17 protein-coding genes and 1 riboswitch are annotated in these 20,832 nt (G+C 59.4%); of the genes, 7 read left to right on the forward strand and 10 right to left on the reverse strand.

Translation table 11 applies throughout. The features are described 5' to 3' along the window. Nucleotides 1-164: 164 nt before the first annotated feature. Nucleotides 165-1,028, reverse strand: a complete 864-nt coding sequence (gene murI / locus ACJ8PN_RS22900; protein ID WP_025921004.1) for a glutamate racemase — start codon at nucleotides 1,026-1,028, stop codon at nucleotides 165-167. Beyond that, a complete protein-coding gene (btuB, locus tag ACJ8PN_RS22905) occupies nucleotides 973-2,865 on the reverse strand; it encodes a TonB-dependent vitamin B12 receptor BtuB (protein ID WP_131165399.1) in 1,893 nt (630 codons plus the stop codon). The genes murI and btuB overlap by 56 nt, the downstream gene beginning before the upstream one ends. Nucleotides 2,866-2,934: 69 nt before the next feature. Further along, nucleotides 2,935-3,147: riboswitch (cobalamin riboswitch) on the reverse strand. 122 nt (nucleotides 3,148-3,269) lie between these two features. On the opposite strand from btuB, the gene trmA reads away from it, so the two are divergent. Further along, nucleotides 3,270-4,373: a tRNA (uridine(54)-C5)-methyltransferase TrmA gene (gene trmA, locus ACJ8PN_RS22910; protein WP_033631315.1), complete on the forward strand. Its 1,104-nt coding sequence runs from the start codon at nucleotides 3,270-3,272 to the stop codon at nucleotides 4,371-4,373. Between the two features lie 34 nt (nucleotides 4,374-4,407). Here the strand turns inward: trmA and ACJ8PN_RS22915 are convergent, their stop codons facing one another. Both ACJ8PN_RS22915 and fabR read right to left on the reverse strand, forming a co-directional pair. Continuing rightward, nucleotides 4,408-4,779 (reverse strand): YijD family membrane protein, encoded by a 372-nt coding sequence (locus ACJ8PN_RS22915; protein WP_171455121.1) that lies wholly within the window; start codon nucleotides 4,777-4,779, stop codon nucleotides 4,408-4,410. 15 nt (nucleotides 4,780-4,794) lie between these two features. After that, nucleotides 4,795-5,427, reverse strand: a complete 633-nt coding sequence (gene fabR / locus ACJ8PN_RS22920) for an HTH-type transcriptional repressor FabR (RefSeq protein WP_004931044.1) — start codon at nucleotides 5,425-5,427, stop codon at nucleotides 4,795-4,797. A 218-nt stretch (nucleotides 5,428-5,645) separates the two neighbouring features. Between fabR and sthA the strand changes: the two genes are divergently transcribed. Further along, the gene (sthA, locus tag ACJ8PN_RS22925; protein WP_004931047.1) at nucleotides 5,646-7,043 is read left to right on the forward strand and encodes a Si-specific NAD(P)(+) transhydrogenase; all 1,398 of its coding nucleotides are present in this window, start codon (nucleotides 5,646-5,648) and stop codon (nucleotides 7,041-7,043) included. Here sthA and oxyR read toward each other — a convergent pair. Continuing rightward, the gene (gene oxyR / locus ACJ8PN_RS22930; RefSeq protein ID WP_015379402.1) at nucleotides 7,026-7,943 is read right to left on the reverse strand and encodes a DNA-binding transcriptional regulator OxyR; all 918 of its coding nucleotides are present in this window, start codon (nucleotides 7,941-7,943) and stop codon (nucleotides 7,026-7,028) included. The two genes, sthA and oxyR, sit on opposite strands and share 18 nt — an antisense overlap. A 151-nt stretch (nucleotides 7,944-8,094) precedes the next feature. Here oxyR and ACJ8PN_RS22935 point away from each other — a divergent pair, with 151 nt between their 5' ends. The 3 genes from ACJ8PN_RS22935 (at nucleotide 8,095) to ACJ8PN_RS22945 (ending at nucleotide 10,861) form a co-directional block, all read left to right on the forward strand. After that, nucleotides 8,095-8,826, forward strand: coding sequence for a glutathione peroxidase (locus tag ACJ8PN_RS22935; protein ID WP_004931051.1), 732 nt, complete (start codon nucleotides 8,095-8,097; stop codon nucleotides 8,824-8,826). Between the two features lie 72 nt (nucleotides 8,827-8,898). Then, the gene (locus ACJ8PN_RS22940; RefSeq protein WP_442535239.1) at nucleotides 8,899-10,347 is read left to right on the forward strand and encodes a dihydrolipoyl dehydrogenase; all 1,449 of its coding nucleotides are present in this window, start codon (nucleotides 8,899-8,901) and stop codon (nucleotides 10,345-10,347) included. A gap of 187 nt (nucleotides 10,348-10,534) precedes the next feature. Further along, nucleotides 10,535-10,861, forward strand: a complete 327-nt coding sequence (locus tag ACJ8PN_RS22945) for a type II toxin-antitoxin system HicB family antitoxin (protein ID WP_442535240.1) — start codon at nucleotides 10,535-10,537, stop codon at nucleotides 10,859-10,861. A gap of 36 nt (nucleotides 10,862-10,897) precedes the next feature. Here the strand turns inward: ACJ8PN_RS22945 and argH are convergent, their stop codons facing one another. The 4 genes from argH to argC form a co-directional block, all read right to left on the reverse strand. Beyond that, nucleotides 10,898-12,271 (reverse strand): argininosuccinate lyase, encoded by a 1,374-nt coding sequence (gene argH, locus ACJ8PN_RS22950; protein WP_015379406.1) that lies wholly within the window; start codon nucleotides 12,269-12,271, stop codon nucleotides 10,898-10,900. Nucleotides 12,272-12,340: 69 nt separating this feature from the next. Continuing rightward, nucleotides 12,341-13,561 carry an argininosuccinate synthase gene (locus ACJ8PN_RS22955; RefSeq protein ID WP_004931061.1) on the reverse strand — a complete coding sequence of 407 codons (1,221 nt, stop codon included), beginning with the start codon at nucleotides 13,559-13,561 and terminating at the stop codon, nucleotides 12,341-12,343. Between the two features lie 25 nt (nucleotides 13,562-13,586). Continuing rightward, on the reverse strand, nucleotides 13,587-14,360 hold the full coding sequence (gene argB, locus ACJ8PN_RS22960) for an acetylglutamate kinase (protein WP_019452246.1): 774 nt from the start codon (nucleotides 14,358-14,360) through the stop codon (nucleotides 13,587-13,589). Nucleotides 14,361-14,380: 20 nt separating this feature from the next. Beyond that, complete coding sequence (gene argC / locus ACJ8PN_RS22965; protein WP_004931065.1) at nucleotides 14,381-15,385, reverse strand: N-acetyl-gamma-glutamyl-phosphate reductase; 1,005 nt, start codon at nucleotides 15,383-15,385, stop codon at nucleotides 14,381-14,383. A 216-nt stretch (nucleotides 15,386-15,601) separates the two neighbouring features. On the opposite strand from argC, the gene argE reads away from it, so the two are divergent. Together argE and ppc are read left to right on the forward strand one after the other, a co-directional pair. Further along, on the forward strand, nucleotides 15,602-16,747 hold the full coding sequence (argE, locus tag ACJ8PN_RS22970; RefSeq protein ID WP_351109682.1) for an acetylornithine deacetylase: 1,146 nt from the start codon (nucleotides 15,602-15,604) through the stop codon (nucleotides 16,745-16,747). A gap of 256 nt (nucleotides 16,748-17,003) precedes the next feature. Beyond that, the gene (ppc, locus tag ACJ8PN_RS22975) at nucleotides 17,004-19,640 is read left to right on the forward strand and encodes a phosphoenolpyruvate carboxylase (RefSeq protein WP_442535241.1); all 2,637 of its coding nucleotides are present in this window, start codon (nucleotides 17,004-17,006) and stop codon (nucleotides 19,638-19,640) included. 105 nt (nucleotides 19,641-19,745) lie between these two features. Here ppc and metF read toward each other — a convergent pair whose 3' ends face one another. Further along, a complete protein-coding gene (gene metF / locus ACJ8PN_RS22980; RefSeq protein WP_033645217.1) occupies nucleotides 19,746-20,642 on the reverse strand; it encodes a methylenetetrahydrofolate reductase in 897 nt (298 codons plus the stop codon). Nucleotides 20,643-20,832: the final 190 nt, after the last annotated feature.

Raw genomic sequence — 20,832 nt, forward strand, 5'->3', positions numbered from 1 at the left:
TCGCCCGGAGAGTCAAGCGTTTATTTCGCTTTCTTCTCGCTGACCCGGCGGCTTGTCAGTCGTTGTTCCCGGTCAGTGGAGGCGCATTATAGGGAGTTCTCGGCAGGCCGCAACCCCTATTTTCAATATTTTTTCCGACCGTTGAATGTTTAACCAAAACACCGTTAAAGCGGCAGTTTTTTCAACGATTTAAAGCCATAGCCCTGCAAAACGGGCAATAAAGCGTCAGTATCTTCATTTAACGCCATGCAATACGCCAGATTCTCTTCCTGGCTCGAGACCAGGTTTTCCTGCGTAGAGATGAGCCAGGCGGTGCGACGGGCAATCGCCGCGCCGGAATCCACCAATCGGGTACCTTCCGGCAACACCTGCATCAGCTCTTCAGCTAAAAGAGGGAAATGGGTGCAGCCCAGAACGACCGTATCCGGCGGCTCGCGCATGCTCAGCCACGGATGCAGGATCTTCTTCAGCACCGGCAGCGGCACGGCTTCGCCATGCAGCTTGGCTTCCGCCAGCTCCACCAGTTCAGAAGAGCCCAGCAGCTCAATTTTGCAATCGGTAGCGAACCGGGAAATCAGTTCGTGGGTATAGCTGCGCTGTACGGTGCCACGGGTCGCCAACAGGCCGACAATGCCGTTGACGGTAAGACGGGCCGCAGGTTTGATGGCGGGCACCACACCCACGACCGGGAAACTGAAACGCTCGCGCAGGGCCGGCAAGGAAACGGTGCTGGCGGTGTTGCAGGCAATGACGACAATCGCCAGAGGATGACGCTGCTGCACCGCGCCGACAATCTCCAGCACGCGCTCAACGATAAACTCTTCGGACTTCTCGCCGTAGGGGAACGCCACGTTGTCGAACGCGTATATATAGTGGAGATCCGGCAGCAACTGCCGAATCTCCTGATACACCGACAGCCCGCCGACGCCGGAATCAAAAACCAGCACCGTCGGGCGAGGTGTGGCGGTGCTGTTAGAAGGTATAGCTTCCAGTGAGGTAGTATTCTCTTCCTGGAGTAGCGTAGCCATAGGCCGTCTCATAATCTTTATCAAACAGGTTGGCAATTCTACCACGAACTGTCAGATGAGATGTGACCGGATACGAAACTGCGAGATCCCACAGGCTCACGCCGCCAAGTTTAACCGTACGCGTAGTGTAGCCGCTGTAATCACCATCGTAGCGCTCTCCCAGATACTGGTAGGTTACCGCCCAATCAAAGTCATACAGCTGCCAGTCCAGCTCATATTTCACCTGCTGTTTGGCACGACGCAACAGCACTTCGTTAGTTTTTGCGTTGCGCGGGTCGACATAATCGTAACCAATCTGATGCGTCAGCGGGCCGGTATCAAAAGACGCCGTCGCTTCAACACCTTTAATCCTTGCCTGATTAACATTGTAATAGGCTGAACCTGAACCACTTGATGCATAGCTGATCAGATTATCTATATCATTGCGATAACCGGTAACGCGCCAGGTGACGGGGCCGGTCAGCCCCTCAAAGCCCCCTTCCCACTGTTTGCTTTCTTCCGGTTTCAAATCCGGGTTGCCGCCAAAGCTGCCGTATTGCTGCCCCAAATTTGGCGCTTTAAATGCAGTACCATAAGACGCGATGGCACGATAGCCCTCAACAAATTCCCAGGCCACGCTGGTTTGCCAAGTGCCATGCCAACCAAACTGCGAGTTATCGTCACCGCGCACAGCACCTTCCAAAGTAAAGGCATCCACTTGTTGCTGCGCCGTCAGATAAAGCCCGGTATTACGTTGGCTCTTGCTATCAGTGATGTAAGCTGTACCCGGTTCGATTTTCTGATTCTGCCAATCGACACCCGTACTGATATGGCCTTGAGCAACCTGGAACGTATTGCCCCACTGCACATTGTATTGCGTGGAGTCATCCAGGGTTGCAGACGCAGAATAAGGGCCGTATTTGGGATCGTAGTTATAGTCTTTGGTATGGCTATAGCTCGCGATCAACTGCGTAGCATAGATGCCGTCCTGATAGCGCAGACCGCTATCCCAGCTTTGGCTATAGAGTTGGCGAGTGTCAGGCAACGCATCTAAATGCGCCGGATCCGAATAACTGTAATTACCGTCATAGGCCGTGCGATTGTCATAACCATAACCGCGAACAAAGCCGCTGAACGCCTCATTGAACTTGTGCTCAATGCCGCCATACAGAGATTTGCTCATAAAGCCGTCGCGGTCAGGCTGTGCAGGATTGCCGAAGCTGTCCGGCAAGTTCGCGACAACATTATACCCTTTGGTATAGGTGTAGTTCCCCGCCACCGTCGCCACGGTGCTGTCGCCCAGTTGCTGTTGAGTCGACGCGTCATAGGATTGATAGCCGTTGGAGCCGACGCCGGCAGCCAGCGTCGTGCCGTTCTTTTCGCGGGTGGTAATGATGTTGACTACGCCGCCGATGGCGTCGGAACCGTATACCGCCGAACGCGGGCCGCGAATGTATTCGACTTTCTGCACCAGCGAAATCGGGATTTGGCTGAGATCGGAAGAGCCGCTGACGCCCGCCTGATTAAGGCGAATACCGTCAATTAACACCAGCACATGGCTGGAATTGGTGCCGCGAATAAACAACGAACTTTGCTGCCCCAGGCCGCCATTCTGCGCAATGTCCACACCTGGCAAACGGCGCATCACGTCGGTCAGGCTCTTGGCCTGCCAGCGATCGATATCGTTACGGGTGACGACGGAGGTCGGCGCCAACACGGAAGAAACCGGCTGCGGGAAGCGGTTGGCGGTCACCACCAGGTTATCACCATTCGTGGCTGTGGTGTTGTCTTGCGCCCATCCAGAAAAAGCCGTGACGGAGGAGACCACCGCCAGCAGCGTATTTTTTGTAATTGTCATGAAAAAAGCATCCAAACTTAATTGGCGGATGCCGCAGGATCATGGCCGGTAGTTCGCGACGGCCACGGACATTGCGACGTAACACCGGCAGGTCTTCGGGCTTGGGATTTGCGGGCCGCGGGGCGCGACCGGCAACGGGCGATGACTTCCCATCCTGCAATGGACAGTGTCTGCGTCGAAACGCTATCGCCGTGACTTCCCCTTACCGCTGCGCGTCAGCTCCGGATTCACACCGGATTCCCTTTTCACTCGCTGCTTGAGGCCGGACGGCAATGCTACGATCAATGCAAATAGATGTCTAGACTGCTACTAATGTTACAAATAATAAACGCGACAAAACTGGACTTCACGGGCTGATTCCCTACAATCCCCGCTGATCAAATTTGCCTGACGAGAAGACACACATGACGCCCGAGAATTTGCCTATTGAACGTTACGATGACCAACTGGCGGAGAAAGTCGCCCGCCTGAAGACGTTGATGTCACCGTTCGCGGCGCCCGAGCCGGAAGTGTTCCGCTCGCCAGTCGACCACTACCGCATGCGCGCCGAGTTCCGCATCTGGCACGACGCGGACGACATGTATCACATCATGTTCGATCAGCAGACCAAGCAGCGTATTCGCGTCGATCAATTCCCGGCCGCCAGCGAACTGATCAACCGCCTGATGAGCGCCCTGATCGCCGCGCTGAAACCGGAGCCGATCCTGCGTCACAAGCTGTTCCAGATCGACTATCTGTCGACGCAAAGCGGTAAAATCATCGCCTCGCTGCTGTACCACCGCAAGCTGGATGACGCTTGGCAGCAGCGCGCCGAGCAACTGCGCGACGAGCTGCGCGCGCAGGGTTTCGACCTGCAGTTGATCGGCCGGGCGTCGAAGACCAAAATCATGCTCGACCAGGATTATGTTGACGAAGTGCTGACGGTCGCCGGCCGCGACATGATCTACCGCCAGGTGGAAAACAGCTTTACTCAACCCAACGCGGCCATGAACGTGCAGATGCTGGAATGGGCGCTGGCGGTCACCGCCGGTTCCAAAGGCGATTTGCTGGAGCTGTACTGCGGCAACGGCAACTTCTCGCTGGCGTTGGCGCGCAATTTCGAGCGCGTGCTGGCGACCGAGATCGCCAAGCCGTCGGTGGCGGCGGCGCAGTACAACATCGCCGCCAACCATATCGACAATGTGCAAATCATCCGCATGGCGGCGGAAGACTTCACTCAGGCGATGAACGGAGTACGCGAATTCAACCGGTTGAAAGGCATCGATCTGAGCGGCTACAACTGCGAGACGATTTTCGTCGATCCGCCGCGCAGCGGGCTGGACGCGGAAACGGTGAAGATGGTGCAGGCTTACCCGCGCATTCTGTATATTTCATGCAATCCGGAAACGCTGTGCGCCAACCTGGAAACGCTGCAGGCCACGCACCGGGTCAGCCGCCTGGCGCTGTTCGACCAGTTCCCGTATACCCATCACATGGAATGCGGCGTGTTGCTGGAAAAACACCGCTGATACGACAGGGGCGCCATGATGGCGCCCCGTTTCATTACGGCTCTTGAGTCGGCACATCCAGCGCCTTGCGCGCCTTTAGCTTGACCCCGATCCACAGCACCAGCGCCACACAGATCACCGACGGCAGGAAGTTGGAGCCGATCTGCGGGTATTCGGCGCGCACGATGGCGCTGTACATCAACAGCCCCAGCAGGAAGCAGGCCGCCGCCAGCTTCGGCATGCCGTCCGGCATGGCGCGGTTCAGGTAACGCTGATGCAGACAGTACACCGCCAGCACCAACGCGATCAGCGGGAAGATCGAAAACGGCACCACCGAGCTGAACAGCGCGGCAAAGGAACCGTTGATCGAAAGGCCGGCAATCAACGCCAGCAGTAAGGTGCCATTTTCACGGCCTGGTTTTTCCATCATTTTTTACCTTTTTTATACGTGGGACACAGAAGCTTTTTCTTGTTCGCGACGATACCAGTAGTACGCCCCTTTGGAGATCATCCGCAGCTGCAGCACCAGCCGTTCTTCCAGCTGCTGCCGCTGCTCGACGTCGATATCCAGCGCTTCCGCGCCGGCGCTGAACACGATGGTGACCATCGCTTCCGCCTGCGCTTCGGTAAAGCTGCGCGGCATGTGGTTTTCCAACTCGAGGTAGTCCGCCAGTTCGGCGATGAAATGCTGGATCTCGCGCGCCACCGCCGCACGAAATGCCGCCGACGTGCCGGAGCGCTCGCGCAGCAGCAGGCGGAAGGCGTTCGGGTTGTTGCCGATAAATTCCATAAAGGTGGACACCGAGGTGCGGATCACGCTGCCGCCCTTGGCGATGCGTTGGCGCGCCTGGCGCATCAACTGACGCAGCATCAGGCCGCTTTCATCCACCATGGTCAGCCCCAGCTCATCCACGTCGCGGAAATGGCGGTAAAACGACGTGGGCGCGATGCCCGCCTCGCGTGAAACTTCCCGCAGGCTCAGGCTGGCGAAGCTGCGTTCGGCGCTCAGCTGGCTGAATGCGGCTTCGATCAGGGAACGACGAGTCCGTTCTTTTTGTTGTGCTCTGACGCCCATATGCATATCCGGATAGGTTCCATTCTCTCAGTCTAACGCCCTAGACTCGGCAATATAGCAAATTTTATTGCAACAGCATTTATACTAACGCGCTCTATCACACTTCCGCCCTGAGCCGATTGTGCTTTGACTCAAAAAGCCTAATGGTGATTGGGTGAGCAGCGCTATGATGTTAAGATACCGTTGTAATCTTGTATAAAAAAACAGGTCTCTCCTACATGCAACAGCACTATCAATTTGATGCCATAGTGATTGGCTCGGGCCCTGGTGGTGAAGGTGCCGCCATGGGGCTGGTGAAACAGGGCGCCCGCGTGGCCGTTATCGAACGGTACAACAACGTAGGCGGCGGATGTACCCATTGGGGCACCATCCCCTCCAAAGCCCTCCGCCACGCCGTCAGCCGCATTATCGAATTCAACCAGAACCCGCTTTACAACAATTCGCGCACGCTTAGCGCGACCTTCCCTGACATTTTACGCCACGCCGATAACGTCATCAGCCAGCAGACCCGCATGCGCCAAGGGTTCTATGAGCGGAACCAGTGCAAGCTGTTCGCCGGCGACGCGCGCTTCATCGACGCCAACACCGTCAGCGTCAGCTACATGGACGGCACTCAGGACACCATCCGCGCCGACCACATCGTGATCGCCTGCGGCTCGCGCCCTTACCATCCGGCCAGCGTCGATTTCAATCACCCGCGCATCTACGACAGCGATTCCATCCTCGAACTGAGCCATGAACCGCGCCACGTGATCATTTACGGCGCCGGGGTGATCGGCTGCGAATATGCGTCTATCTTCCGCGGCCTGAACGTCAAGGTGGATCTGATCAACACCCGCGATCGGCTGCTGGCGTTCCTCGATCAAGAGATGTCGGATTCGCTCTCTTATCACTTCTGGAACAACGGCGTGGTGATCCGCCACAACGAAGAATTCGAGAAGATCGAAGGCACCGAAGACGGCGTGATCGTGCACCTGAAGTCCGGCAAGAAGGTGAAAGCGGACTGCCTGCTGTACGCCAACGGCCGTACCGGCAACACCGATTCGTTGGGGTTGGAGAACGTCGGTCTGGAGTCGGACAGCCGCGGGTTGCTGAAGGTGAACAGCATGTATCAGACCGCGCTGTCGCACATCTATGCAGTCGGTGACGTGATCGGCTATCCGAGCCTGGCTTCCGCCGCCTATGATCAGGGCCGCATCGCCGCCCAAGCGATCGCTTCCGGCGAAGCCAGCGGTCACCTAATCGAAGATATCCCGACCGGCATCTACACCATTCCGGAAATCAGCTCCGTCGGCAAAACCGAGCAGGAACTGACGGCGATGAAAGTGCCGTATGAAGTGGGCCGCGCCCAGTTCAAGCATCTGGCGCGCGCGCAGATCGCCGGGATGAATGTCGGCAGCCTGAAGATCCTGTTCCATCGCGACACCCTGCAGATCCTCGGGATCCACTGCTTCGGCGAGCGTGCGGCGGAGATCATCCACATCGGTCAGGCGATCATGGAACAGAAAGGTGAAGGCAATACTATCGAGTATTTCGTTAATACGACCTTCAACTATCCGACCATGGCCGAAGCCTACCGGGTGGCGGCGCTTAACGGCTTAAACCGCCTGTTTTAACGCGCTGTCGATGTAGCCCTGCATGTGCTCGCGGATCGCTTCGGCCAACTGCTCATAACGGCTGCGCAGTGGGGAACCGGGGCGATACACCAACGCGATGGTGCGCTTCGGCTCCGGCTTGTAGCAATCCAGATAGCACACGCCGTCGCGTTCGCGCTGCGGCGGCACCGCCAGTGACGGCAGCAGGGTAATGCCGCTGCCGGCAGCGACCATATTGCGCAACGTTTCCAGACTGGTGGCGCGGAAGTGAGTATCTTCGTCCGCGCCCGCCTGGAAGCAGAAGCCCATCGCCTGATCGCGCAGGCAGTGGCCATCTTCCAGCATCAGCAGCTTCTCTCCCGCTAAATCCGGCATCGCCACGCGCTCGCGCTGCGCCCACGGGTGATCGGAATACACCGCCAGCTTCATCGGTTCATCGAACAGAGGCACTTCGATAAACGCCTCGGTTTCCTTCACCAACGCCAGAATGGCGCAGTCCAGTTTGCCGCTGTCGAGTTGCGCCAGCAGCTGATGGGTTTGCGCTTCGTGCAGGTACATTTCCAGTTTCGGGAAGGTTTTGTGCAGTGTCGGTATGATCTGCGGCAGCAGATAAGGCCCCACGGTCGGGATCAGGCCGATGTGCAGCGGCCCGGACATGGCTTCGCCCTGCTGGCTGGCCATCTCCTTCAACACTTTCACTTCGCGCAGCACGGTACGCGCCTGCTCCACCAGCAACAGACCCGCCTGGGTGAACAGCACCTTGCGGCTGGTGCGCTCAAGCAGCATGACGCCCAACTCGTCTTCCAGCTTGCGGATCTGCCCGCTCAGCGTGGGCTGGCTCACATGGCATGAATCGGCCGCACGGCGGAAGTGCCGGTGCTCAGCCAAGGCGACCAGATACTCTAAATCACGAATATTCATTGTTTCCCTCCATTCCATGATAGCTCATGGCGATAGATAAGATAGCAATGAGCGATTAGATCTATCAAGTCCCAGCGACAATAATGTGTCCCAACGAAGCGATATCGCGCTAAATGCTAAAAATTACTTTTCCTAATTAAGGGGTTAATCAATGTTTACCAGTCAAGAAGGCAAGAAAGTTCCTCAGGTTACTTTCCACACCCGTCAGGGCGACCAATGGATTGATGTGACCACTGATGACCTGTTCAAAAACAAAACCGTTATCGTGTTCTCGCTGCCGGGCGCGTTTACGCCGACCTGCTCTTCAAGCCATCTGCCGCGTTACAACGAGCTGTCCAGCGTATTCAAACAACACGGCGTCGACAGCATTCTGTGCGTCTCGGTGAACGACACCTTCGTGATGAACGCCTGGAAAGCCGATCAGCATGCGGAAAACATCACTTTCGTGCCGGACGGCAACGGTGAATTCACCAAAGGCATGAACATGCTGGTTGAGAAAGCGGATCTGGGCTTTGGTCCACGCTCTTGGCGCTACTCGATGCTGGTGCGCGACGGCGTGGTCGAGAAAATGTTTGTCGAGCCGAACAAGCCGGGCGACCCGTTTGAAGTGTCCGACGCCGACACCATGCTGAAATACCTGGCGCCGGAATTCAAAGTGCAGGAATCGGTCTCCCTGTTCACCAAGCCGGGCTGCCCGTTCTGCGCCAAAGCCAAACAGATGCTGCAAGAGCGCGGCATTCAATATGAAGAAATCGTGCTGGGCAAAGACGCTACCACCGTCAGCCTGCGCGCCGTCAGCGGCCGCGCCACGGTGCCGCAAGTATTCATCGGCGGCCGTCACATCGGCGGCAGCGACGATCTGGAAACATTCCTGTCAGCTTAATAAGTAATAACAAAGCCAACGTGAACTTTGGCGGGCTACGGCCCGCCTTTTTTTTACCTTTCAGGAGCGGATATGAAACTGTTGAACGTTGATGTCGCGGTCATCGGCGGCGGCACCGCAGGGCTCGGCGCCTACCGAGCGGCCAAACTGTCTACCCCCAGCGTGGTGATGATCGAAGGCGGGCCTTATGGCACCACCTGTGCGCGCGTTGGCTGCATGCCATCCAAATTATTGATCGCCGCCGCCGAAGCGGTGCATCAAATCGAACGTGCACCGGGCTTTGGCGTGCACCCAACCGGCAAAACGCGCATTGACGGGCGCGAGGTGATGGCTCGCGTCAAACGCGAACGCGATCGTTTCGTCGGCTTCGTGCTGGAAGGCGTGGACGAGATCCCAGCCGAAGACAAAATTCAGGGCTATGCCCGCTTTATCGACGACAACACGCTGCAGGTCGATGAGCATACGCGCATTGTGGCGCAGCGCATCGTAATCGCCACCGGCTCACGCCCCAGCTGGCCGGCGCCGTGGAACGAACTGGGCGATCGCCTGATCGTCAACGACGATCTGTTCAACTGGGATGATTTGCCGCAGTCCGTAGCGGTGTTCGGCCCCGGCGTCATCGGGCTGGAACTGGGGCAAGCGCTGCACCGCCTCGGGGTCGACACCCGGGTCTTCGGCATCGGCGGCGCCGTCGGGCCGCTCACCGACAGCGCCGTGCGCGATTACGCCGCGAAAACGCTGGGGGAAGAGTTCTATCTCGACGCCGACGTGAAAGTGGAGATGATGCAGCGCGAAGGCGACAAGGTGTTTATCCGCTATCGGGATCTGCAGGGCCAACCGCAGGAGATCCTGGTGGACTACGTGTTGGCCGCCACCGGCCGCCGCCCCAACGTCGATCGGTTGGGCCTCGAAAACACCGGTTTGCAGCTCGACGCCCGAGGCGTGCCGCTGGCCGACCGCCTGACGATGCAAACCAGCGTGCCGCATATCTTCATCGCCGGCGATGCCAGCAACCAACTGCCGCTGCTGCATGAGGCCAGCGATCAGGCGCGCATCGCCGGCGCCAACGCCGGCAGCTTCCCGGAGATCAATCCAGGTCTGCGCCGCAGCGCGATTTCGGTGGTGTTCTCCGATCCGCAGATCGCCATGGTCGGCTCGACCTTCCGCGAGCTGAGCGAGAAGTTCAGCGCCTGCGGCTGTTTTGAAGTGGGCAAGGTCTCGTTTGAGAATCAGGGCCGCTCTCGGGTGATGCTGCGCAACAAGGGCGTTCTGCACGTTTACGGCGAACAGGGCACCGGCCGTTTCCTCGGCGCGGAAATGATCGGCCCGGACGCCGAACACATTGCGCACCTGTTGTCCTGGGCGCACCAGCAGCAGATGACCGTCGATCAGATGCTGGACATGCCGTTCTATCATCCAGTGATCGAAGAAGGCTTGCGCACCGCGCTGCGCGACCTGCAGGCGAAGCTCAAACTCGGCGCGGCCGAAATCGAGCGCTGCCAGCGCTGCCCGGGCGAATAACATCCCATTCTCCATTCATACCCACCGGGCCTTCAGGCCCGGTTTTTTTGCGCAGCGCTTTCCACATTTGCCTCCCTCCTCTTGCCTCACGGCCCTCCCCTCCTGCACGCATTTTTTATGCTTTGGCATTGAGTTGATATCACTAATGACACTAAAATGAAGGGCGGAGCCGGAATGGAGGAAGAACATGGAAAAGCATGAACACTATACCTATCGCATCACCTGGTCAGCGGAAGATCGTGAATATGTCGGGCTGTGCGCCGAATTCCCCTCGCTGTCCTGGCTGGCCGCCACGCGTACTAGCGCACTGGAGGGCATCGAAAAAGTCGTGAGCGAAACGATCGCCGACATGCTGGCGCAAGGCGAAACGCCGCCGCAGGCGCTGGCGGAGAAAAATTTCAGCGGCAAACTGGTGCTGCGCATGACGCCGGAACAGCATCGCCGGCTGGCGATTGGCGCGATGGAGGAAGGCGTGAGCCTGAACCGTTATCTGTGCGCCCGCCTGGCGGGGTAGAGGTTCAAGGGCGGCACCAGGCCGCCCTTGTCGTCGTCAAGCCAAACGCTGTTTCGCTGCGGCGATTGCCGCGGCCACCTGCTGCGGCGCGACGCCGCCTTTGGCCGCACGTTTGTCCAGGCAGGATTGCAACGCCAGGATCGGGTAGACATCGTCAGCGATCGTCGCGCTGAACTGCTGCAAATCCGCCAGCGGCAGCGCTTCCAGCGGTTTGCCCTGGCGAATCGCTTCTACCACTGCCTCACCGACGATATGGTGCGCCTCGCGGAACGGCACGCCCTTGGCGACCAGGTAATCCGCCAGCTCGGTGGCGTTGGCATAGCCCTGCTCCGCCGCTTCCTGGCAGCGCGGGCGCTTCACCTGAATGCCGTCCAGCACCAGCGCCGCCATCTGCAGGCAGTCCATCCAGGTGTCGAGCGCGTCGAACAACCCTTCTTTGTCTTCCTGCATGTCTTTGTTGTACGCCAGCGGCAGGCCTTTCAGCGTCATCATCATGCCGGTCAGCGCGCCCTGTACGCGACCGCACTTGCCGCGGATCAGCTCCAGCGCGTCCGGGTTTTTCTTCTGCGGCATCAACGAAGAGCCGGAGGTCACGCGATCGGACAGCTCGACAAACGCCGCCTCGCCGCTGTTGAAGAAGATCAGATCTTCGGCGAAGCGCGACAGGTGCACCATGCTGATGGCGGCGTTGGACAGCAGTTCCAACACGTGATCGCGATCGGATACGCTGTCCAGGCTGTTGCGGGTCGCCGAGGCGAAGCCCAGCCAGCCGGCCAGTTGCTCGCGATCGATAGGATAAGCAGTGCCGGCCAGCGCGCCGCTGCCCAGCGGGCTGACGTCCAGCCGTTTCAGGGTGTCCTGCAGACGGCTTTCATCGCGCGCCAGCATCTCGACATAGGCCAGGCACCAGTGGGCGAAAGTCACCGGCTGCGCGCGTTGCAGGTGGGTATACCCCGGCATCACCGCATCCTGGTTGGCTTCGGCGGTCTCCACCAGCGCCTGCTGCAGCTGGACGATCGCCTGATGCAGATCGCCGATCTGCTGTTTGCACCACAGCTTCAGATCGGTCGCGACCTGATCGTTGCGGCTGCGGCCGGTGTGCAGCTTCTTGCCCAAATCGCCGACCTTCTCGATCAGCTTCTGCTCCACCCAGCTGTGGATGTCTTCGGCATCGCTTTGGACGATCGCCAAAGGATCGGCCTGAACTTCCGTCAGCAAGGCATTCAGCGCCTGCTCCAGCTGCTGTTGCTCCGTTGCCGTCAACACGTTAACGGTCACCAGCGCCTTCGACCAGGCCACCGAGCCCACGATATCTTGCTCCGCCAGGCGATAATCGAACCGCAGCGAATCGTTGAGTTGCTTGAACCGCTGATCCGCCGCCTGAGTGAACCGTCCGCCCCAAAGTGCCATACCTTTACTCCTGAATTTTTATGCGAAAGGGCGCAGCATGCTGCGCCCTTGCAGAGTCACGCCAATCGGTTATTTATTCTTTTTCTCATTCAACGCGCGGATGCGTGAAGACAGAGAGAACAGGCGGATAAAGCCGCCCGCGTGGCTGTGATCGTACACTTCGTCTTCGCCGAAGGTGGCGAACTCTTCGGAGTACAGGCTGTTGGCGGATTTTTTCTGGGTCGCCGTCACCTGGCCTTTGTACAGCTGCAGCACCACTTCACCGTTCACCTCTTCAGCCAATGCTTCGGCAGAGGCCTGCAGCGAGCGGCGCAGCGGCGCGAACCAGCGGCCGTCGTACACCACATAGGACATCTCCAGGCCCAGCTGCTCGCGCCATTTGAAGCTGTCGCGATCCAGTACCAGCTGCTCGATGGCGCGCAGCGCCGCCACCATGATGGTGCCCCCCGGGGTTTCATAGCAGCCGCGGGATTTGATGCCCACCAGACGGTTTTCCACGATGTCGATCCGGCCGACGCCGTGCTTGGCGCCCAGCGCATTCAAGGTTTCCAGGCACTGGTAAGGCGACAGCGCTTTCCCGTTAACCGCCACAACGCGGCCTTTCTCAACGGTGACGGTCACCTGCTCAGGCTGATCCGGCGCTTCCTGCGGATCGACGGTCCATACCCAGCAATCCTTGTTCGGCGCATTCCACGGGCTTTCCAGCACGCCGCCTTCGGTGGAAATGTGCCAGGCGTTCTCATCGCGGCTGTAGATCTTCTCCAGCGACGCGGTAGTCGGGATGTTGCGCTCTTTCAGGTAATCCAGCAGCGCTTCACGGGAACGCAGGTTCCACTCACGCCACGGCGCCACCACTTTCAGCTGCGGCGCCAGCGCGGTGTAGGTGGTTTCGAAACGCACCTGATCGTTGCCTTTGCCGGTTGCGCCGTGGCACAGCGCGTCCGCGCCCACTTTCAACGCCAACTCGACCTGCGCCTTGGCAATGATCGGCCGCGCCATCGAGGTGCCCAACAGGTAGCTGCCTTCGTACAGGGCGCCGGTCTGCAGCACCGGATAAACGTAATCGCGGATAAATTCTTCACGCAGATCGACCACGTGACATTCAGAGGCACCGGACTGCAGGGCTTTTTGCTCCACACCTTCCAGATCGCTGCGCTCCTGGCCGATGTCCGCCACGAACGCCACCACTTCACAGCCGCCGTAGTTCTCTTTCAGCCATGGAATGATGGCCGAGGTATCCAGGCCGCCGGAGTACGCCAGAACGATTTTTTTGATGCCTTGGTTTTGCATGATCTATTCCTTTCTAATTCTAAAATTAAGCGAGGATCCGGGTGCCAATCGACACGCCGTTAAACAAAGCAGGAAGCTGATCGGCATGGCGCCAGCTGGCGATATCCACCGGGCGGCCGAGGGTGCGGGCGGCGTCGAGCGCCGCATTCACCTTCACCACCATACCATCGGTGATGATGCCTTGCGCGATCAGTTGCTCCGCTTTTTGCGCCGTCATTTCCGCAATGCGTTGGCCCTTGCCGTCGAGGATGCCGCTGACGTCCGACAGCAGGATCAGATCCGCCCCCAGCGTCGCCGCCAGCGCCGTCGCCGCCTGATCGGCGTTCACGTTCATTAACTGCCCTTCGGCGGTGATGCCGATGGAGCTGATAACCGGCAGGTAGCCGGCGCCCAGCAGGGTATTGAGCAGCGCGGGCGAGCCGGGCTGCGCGTTGCCGACGTGGCCCAATGCCGGATCGAGCTGAGTCACGACTGCGCTGCCGCCGTCCGCCAGGCTCAGGCCAACGGCGTTGATTTGATGCTTAATCGCCCACGCCAGCAGCGTTTTGTTGGCGGTGCCGGCCAGCGCGCCGGTGATGATGTCGATCTGATCGGCCGGCGTGACGCGCAGGCCGTTCTTTTTCACCACCGGTAAAGAGAGCTGCTTCATCAGCTCGTCTACCACGCAGCCACCGCCGTGCACGATCACCAGCGGACGCTGATGCTGCTGCCGATAGCTGTCCAACGCGGTAAACAGACGCTCCAGCGCTTCTTCACTGTCTAATAACACGCCACCTAACTTGATAATTAACGGGTTCATTGCTGTTTACTCACGCTGGTTTAAAGGAGTGATTGGGTTTCCGGGAAGCCGAAACGGATATTCAGGCATTGCACCGCCTGCGCCGCCGCGCCTTTCAGCAGGTTATCTTCCGCCGCCACGGCGATCAGATGCTCGCCCTGCACCGCAAAACCGATGTCGCAGAACGGCAGCCCCACCACCGCTTTCAGCGCCGGCACGCCCTGGTCGTACAGCCGCACCAGCGGCTTGTCGTCATAGGCGGCATGATAGGCGGCGGCCACGTCCTGCGCGGTCACGCCGGCTTTCAGGCGGCAGGTGATGGTTTCAAGAATGCCGCGCGGGAAATTGCCCAGGTGCGGCGTAAAGATAACCGGCACGCCCAGGTGCGCGGCGATCTCCGGCTGGTGCCGGTGAGTGAAAATACCGTACGGCTGCAGGCTCACTTCGCAGAAACTGGTGGTCATGCTGGCCTTGCGCCCGGCGCCGCTGACGCCGCTGGTGGCATTGATCACCGGCCACTGGTCGAGGTTCAGCAGTTGCTTTTCGATCAACGGTTTCAGCGCCAGCTGCGCCGCCGTCGGGTAGCAGCCCGGCACGGCGATCAGCTGCGCCTGTTTGATCTTGTCACTCTGCCACTCCGCCAGGCCGTACACCGCCTGCTCCAGCAGGGCGCCATGCTGATGCTCGAAGCCGTAGTACTGGGTATAAAAACCGGCGTCCTGCACGCGGAAGGCGCCGGACAGATCGAACACCACGCAGCCTGCCGCCAGGAAGGCCGGTGCGATATCGTGGCTGACTTCATGAGCGGTGGCGAGGAACACCACGTCGATGCCCTGCGCCGCCTTGGCGACGTCGGTCAACGGCTGCAGCGGTAGATCGACGATGCCTTTCAACTGGGGATGGAGATCGGAAAGCAACTTTCCTGCATCTGCACTTTGCGCTGAAACCGCTAAAGCGGTTATGTTCATGTGTGGGTGGCGATTCAGGTAAGCCGTGAGCTCCGCTCCGGCGTAACCGCTGGCACCAACGATCAGCGTATTCAACATGTGGCCTTTCACCTTCTAAACTGACGTGCGGTCGCTTGCGACCCAGGTAACAGGGCTAGCCAGCGTTGTTGCGCCGTTCACCCACGGAGCCAGGCGTTGATGCTTTTATAAACATCCGGGCATCGGGTTCCCTTACGCTTCGGCTTACTGTATTTTTATTCAAAATAAATGCATGAATATTGATACTATCCTAACCTAAGGCTGTCAACAGTGAAGATGAAATTACCTCCATTTATTGAGCTGTACCGGGCGTTGATCGCCACTCCTTCGATCAGCGCCACCGATGCCGGCCTCGATCAGAGCAATGAGGCGTTAATCAACTTGCTGGCCGGATGGTTTGCCGACCTGGGCTTCCGCGTCGACGTGCAGCCGGTGCCGGAGTCGCGTCACAAATTCAACCTGCTGGCCAGCATTGGTGAAGGCATCGGCGGCCTGCTGCTGGCCGGCCATACCGATACGGTGCCTTACGACGAAGGCCGCTGGACGCGCGATCCCTTCACCCTGACCGAGCACGACAACAAGCTCTACGGGCTGGGCACCGCCGACATGAAAGGCTTCTTCGCCTTTATTCTGGATGCGGTGCGCGATATCGACGCGAGCAAGCTGACCAAGCCGCTGTACATTTTAGCCACCGCAGATGAAGAAACGACGATGGCCGGCGCGCGTTATTTCGCCGCCTCCACCGCCATTCGTCCGGATTTCGCCATCATCGGCGAGCCGACCTCGCTGCAGCCGGTGCGCGCGCACAAGGGCCACATGGCCAACGCCATTCGCATCGTCGGCCAGTCCGGTCACTCCAGCGATCCGGCGCGCGGCGTCAACGCCATCGATCTGATGCACGAGTCCATCGGCCGCCTGATGGAACTGCGCAAGACCCTGCAGGAGCGCTACAACAATCCGGCGTTCGCCGTGCCTTATCCCACCATGAACTTCGGTCATATCAGCGGCGGCGACGCGGCCAACCGCATCTGCGCCTGTTGCGAGCTGCACCTGGATATCCGCCCGCTGCCCGGCATGACGCTCGATAACATCAACGAACTGATGCATCAGGCGCTGGAGCCGGTGAGCCAACGCTGGCCGGGCCGCCTGACCATCGAAGAGCTGCACGCGTCGGTGCCGGGCTACGAGTGCCCGACCGACCACCGCATGGTGGCGGTGATCGAGGAGCTGCTGGGCACCCGCACGCAGGTGGTCAACTACTGTACCGAGGCGCCGTTCGTGCAACAGGTATGCCCGACCCTGGTGCTCGGCCCCGGTTCCATCGATCAGGCCCACCAGCCGGACGAGTACATCGATACCGCGTTTATCGAACCGACGCGCAAACTGCTGGGCCAGCTGGTCAGTCACTTTTGCCGGCAATAAACCGATATTTAACAGGGGAAATGCTTTATGCTTCCCCTAACTCAAAATAAGTAGAAAACGGCGAAATAAGCCGTGCTGATAACCGACGCACCGTAATTAAATTTCAGAAAATGCGCCGATTTTGATGTTTTTTTGCTAAAAATAGTGTCAATTGACGATTGGACAGGAACGCGATGTGATCAGGCAGGCGGTCTGCGCCTGACGCGTGAAATTTATTTACAAGATAAAAATCATACAGAACTGGGTCAGGGGTTATATGAACGAACAATATTCGGCAATGCGCAGTAATGTCAGTATGCTCGGCAAATTGCTCGGCGATACCATCAAAGAAGCGCTGGGTGAGCATATTCTCGATCGCGTTGAGACCATCCGTAAGCTTTCCAAATCCTCACGCGCCGGCAACGAAGCGCATCGCCAGGAGCTGCTCTCCACCCTGCAGAACTTGTCCAACGACGAGCTGCTGCCGGTGGCGCGCGCCTTCAGCCAGTTCCTCAACCTGACCAACGTCGCCGAGCAGTACCACAGCATTTCGCCCAACGGCGAGGCCGCCAGCAACCCGGAAGCGTTGGCGCAGCTGTTCAGCCGTCTCAAAGACAAAAAGCTCAGCGACAAAGAGCTGCAGCACGCGGTATCGCAACTCTCCATCGAGCTGGTGCTGACGGCGCACCCGACGGAGATCACCCGTCGCACCCTGATCCACAAGCTGGTGGAGGTCAACACCTGCCTCAGCCAGCTCGATCACAACGATCTGGCCGACTACGAGCGCAACAAGATCATGCGCCGCCTGCGTCAGCTGGTGGCCCAGTCGTGGCACACCGATGAAATTCGCAAACACCGCCCTTCCCCGATCGACGAAGCCAAATGGGGCTTTGCGGTGGTGGAAAACAGCCTGTGGGAAGGCGTGCCGGCGTTCCTGCGCGAATTCAACGAACAGCTGGAAAACTCCATCGATTACAGCCTGCCGGTGGAAGCGGTGCCGGTGCGCTTCACCTCCTGGATGGGCGGCGATCGCGACGGCAACCCGAACGTCACCGCCGAAATTACCCGCCATGTGCTGCTGCTCAGCCGCTGGAAAGCCTGCGACCTGTTCACCCGCGACATCCAGGTGCTGGTCTCTGAGCTGTCGATGACCGAATGCACCCCGGAGCTGCGCGCCCGCGCCGGCGGCGATGAGGTGCAGGAACCGTACCGCGAAATCATGAAGCAGCTGCGCAGCCAGCTGATGAGCTCCCAGGCCTATCTGGAAGGCCGCCTGAAGGGCGAACGCGTGCTGAAGCCGCACGACCTGCTGGTGAACAACGAGCAGCTGTGGGAGCCGCTGTATGCCTGCTACCAGTCGCTGCAGGCCTGCGGTATGGGCATCATCGCCAACGGCCAGTTGCTGGATACCCTGCGCCGCGTGCGCTGCTTCGGCGTGCCGCTGGTGCGCATCGACGTGCGCCAGGAAAGCACCCGCCATACCGAAGCCATCGCCGAGCTGACCCGCTACCTGGGACTGGGCGACTATGAAAGCTGGTCGGAAGCCGATAAACAGGCGTTCCTGATCCGCGAACTGAACTCCAAACGCCCGCTGGTGCCGCTGAAGTGGCAACCGAGCGCCGACACGCAGGAAGTGCTGGAAACCTGCCGGGTGATCGCCGAAGCGCCGCAGGGCTCGATCGCCGCCTACGTGATTTCGATGGCGCGCACGCCTTCCGACGTGCTGGCGGTGCACCTGCTGCTGAAAGAGGCCGGCTGCCCGTTCGCGCTGCCGGTCGCTCCGCTGTTCGAAACCCTCGACGATCTGAACAACGCCGACGACGTAATGACCCAGTTGCTGAATATCGACTGGTATCGCGGCTTTATTCAGGGCAAACAGATGGTGATGATAGGCTATTCCGACTCGGCGAAAGACGCCGGCGTGATGGCCGCTTCCTGGGCGCAGTACCGTGCGCAGGACGCGTTGATCAAAACCTGTGAAAAGGCCGGCGTGGCGCTGACGCTGTTCCATGGGCGCGGCGGTTCCATCGGCCGCGGCGGCGCACCGGCGCATGCGGCGCTGCTGTCGCAGCCGCCGGGCAGCCTGAAGGGCGGCCTACGCGTCACCGAACAGGGCGAGATGATCCGCTTCAAATTCGGCCTGCCGGAAGTCACCATCAGCAGCCTGGCGCTGTATGCCGGGGCGATCCTCGAGGCCAACCTGCTGCCGCCGCCGGAACCGAAGAAAGAATGGCGGGCGTTGATGGACGACCTGTCCGACACCTCCTGCCGGATGTACCGCGGCTATGTGCGTGAAAACCCGGACTTCGTGCCTTACTTCCGCGCGGCCACGCCAGAGCTGGAGCTGGGCAAACTGCCGCTGGGTTCACGCCCGGCCAAGCGCAAGCCAAACGGCGGCGTAGAGAGCCTGCGCGCCATTCCGTGGATCTTCGCCTGGACGCAGAACCGCCTGATGCTGCCGGCCTGGCTCGGCGCCGGCGCCGGATTGCAGGAAGCGGTGAAAGCCGGCAAACAGGCGGAGCTGGAGGCGATGTGTCGCGATTGGCCGTTCTTCTCCACCCGCATCGCCATGCTGGAAATGGTGTTCGCCAAGGCCGACCTGTGGCTGGCGGAATACTACGATCAGCGCCTGGTGGATAAATCGCTGTGGTCGCTGGGCCAACAGCTGCGCGATCAGCTGGAAAGCGACATCAAGGTAGTGCTGACCATCGCCAACGATGCGCACCTGATGGAAGATCTGCCGTGGATCGCCGAATCCATCGCGCTGCGCAACGTCTATACCGACCCGCTGAACGTCTTGCAGGCCGAATTGCTGCACCGTTCGCGCCAGCAGGAGCAGCCGGACGCCCGCGTGGAGCAGGCGCTGATGGTCACCATCGCCGGCGTCGCCGCCGGGATGCGCAACACCGGCTAGTGAGCCTCATCGCGGCCCCGTTTATCGGGGCCGTTTTTTATGCCTTCCCCCACAAAAAAAGGGCGCCGCGGTAAAGCGGTGCCCTTTTTCAATGGAACAAGCCCGTCAGGCAGCGGCCACCGGGCGCACGCCCAGCGTGTGGCAGATGGCGTAGCTCATCTCGGCACGGTTCAGGGTATAGAAGTGGAAATCTTTCACCCCTTCACGGCTGAGGATCTTCACCATGTCCATGGCGATGTTGGCACCGACCATTTTGCGGGTCTCCGCATCGTCGTCCAGCCCTTCGAACATGCTGGTCATCCAGCTTGGCACCCGCACGTTGGTCATGGTGGCGAAGCGCTGCAGCTGCTTGAAGTTGGACACCGGCAGAATGCCCGGCACGATTTCCACGTCGATACCGGCGGCGACGCAGCGGTCGCGAAAGCGCAGGTAGCTCTCAACGTCGAAGAAGAACTGGGTAATCGCGCGACTGGCGCCGGCGTCGATCTTGCGTTTCAGGTTAATCAAATCGGCCTGCGCGCTCTTCGCCTCCGGGTGCACTTCCGGATAGGCGGCGACGGAAATATCGAAGTCGCCCACGTCTTTCAGCAGCGCCACCAGATCGGTCGCGTACATCTCCGGCTTGCCGCCGCCCGGCGGCAGATCGCCGCGCAGCGCCACGATATGGCGAATGCCGCTGTTCCAGTAATCGGTCGCGATGTCGCGCAGCTGCGCCGGGCTGGCGTCGATGCAGGTCAGGTGCGGTGCCGCCTCCAGGCCGGTGCGCTCCTTGATCCCCTTGATGATGCTGTGGGTGCGATCGCGCTCGCCGGAGTTGGCGCCGTAGGTGACGGAAACGAATTTAGGCTTGAGGATGCTCAGACGATCGATCGACTGCCACAGGGTCTCTTCCATCTCGCTGGTGCGTGGCGGGAAGAACTCGAATGATACGTTAATCTGGCCGTTCAACTCCGCCAGACTCTGATTCAGCGCTTCCCGCTGGTTTGCGTGGAAAAAACTCATACCCTGCTCACCTCTTATCGATCACTGTTTTTATTTCATCTTTATGAGCGTCTATACGTTTAGACGTCTAGATAGAAAATGCCGCATGTTGGCTAAAGAGTCAACAGGAAAATGAGGGGAATAAGATGATTAATCCTCACCCGCTCAAAGAGGAAATTTCATGACAGCGGCAGGGATAAGTATGGCAGGA

The sequence above is a fragment of the Serratia sp. CY76391 genome (assembly GCF_052166695.1).
GTDB lineage: Bacteria > Pseudomonadota > Gammaproteobacteria > Enterobacterales > Enterobacteriaceae > Serratia > Serratia nematodiphila.

What these genes read in the sequence shown, in the direction of transcription:
- murI (WP_025921004.1), bottom strand. Translation starts at nt 1,028, where the DNA reads ATGGCTACGCTACTCCAGGAAGAGAATACTACCTCACTGGAAGCTATA.
- btuB (WP_131165399.1), bottom strand. Translation starts at nt 2,865, where the DNA reads ATGACAATTACAAAAAATACGCTGCTGGCGGTGGTCTCCTCCGTCACG.
- trmA (WP_033631315.1), top strand. Translation starts at nt 3,270, where the DNA reads ATGACGCCCGAGAATTTGCCTATTGAACGTTACGATGACCAACTGGCG.
- ACJ8PN_RS22915 (WP_171455121.1), bottom strand. Translation starts at nt 4,779, where the DNA reads ATGGAAAAACCAGGCCGTGAAAATGGCACCTTACTGCTGGCGTTGATT.
- fabR (WP_004931044.1), bottom strand. Translation starts at nt 5,427, where the DNA reads ATGGGCGTCAGAGCACAACAAAAAGAACGGACTCGTCGTTCCCTGATC.
- sthA (WP_004931047.1), top strand. Translation starts at nt 5,646, where the DNA reads ATGCAACAGCACTATCAATTTGATGCCATAGTGATTGGCTCGGGCCCT.
- oxyR (WP_015379402.1), bottom strand. Translation starts at nt 7,943, where the DNA reads ATGAATATTCGTGATTTAGAGTATCTGGTCGCCTTGGCTGAGCACCGG.
- ACJ8PN_RS22935 (WP_004931051.1), top strand. Translation starts at nt 8,095, where the DNA reads ATGTTTACCAGTCAAGAAGGCAAGAAAGTTCCTCAGGTTACTTTCCAC.
- ACJ8PN_RS22940 (WP_442535239.1), top strand. Translation starts at nt 8,899, where the DNA reads ATGAAACTGTTGAACGTTGATGTCGCGGTCATCGGCGGCGGCACCGCA.
- ACJ8PN_RS22945 (WP_442535240.1), top strand. Translation starts at nt 10,535, where the DNA reads ATGGAAAAGCATGAACACTATACCTATCGCATCACCTGGTCAGCGGAA.
- argH (WP_015379406.1), bottom strand. Translation starts at nt 12,271, where the DNA reads ATGGCACTTTGGGGCGGACGGTTCACTCAGGCGGCGGATCAGCGGTTC.
- ACJ8PN_RS22955 (WP_004931061.1), bottom strand. Translation starts at nt 13,561, where the DNA reads ATGCAAAACCAAGGCATCAAAAAAATCGTTCTGGCGTACTCCGGCGGC.
- argB (WP_019452246.1), bottom strand. Translation starts at nt 14,360, where the DNA reads ATGAACCCGTTAATTATCAAGTTAGGTGGCGTGTTATTAGACAGTGAA.
- argC (WP_004931065.1), bottom strand. Translation starts at nt 15,385, where the DNA reads ATGTTGAATACGCTGATCGTTGGTGCCAGCGGTTACGCCGGAGCGGAG.
- argE (WP_351109682.1), top strand. Translation starts at nt 15,602, where the DNA reads ATGAAATTACCTCCATTTATTGAGCTGTACCGGGCGTTGATCGCCACT.
- ppc (WP_442535241.1), top strand. Translation starts at nt 17,004, where the DNA reads ATGAACGAACAATATTCGGCAATGCGCAGTAATGTCAGTATGCTCGGC.
- metF (WP_033645217.1), bottom strand. Translation starts at nt 20,642, where the DNA reads ATGAGTTTTTTCCACGCAAACCAGCGGGAAGCGCTGAATCAGAGTCTG.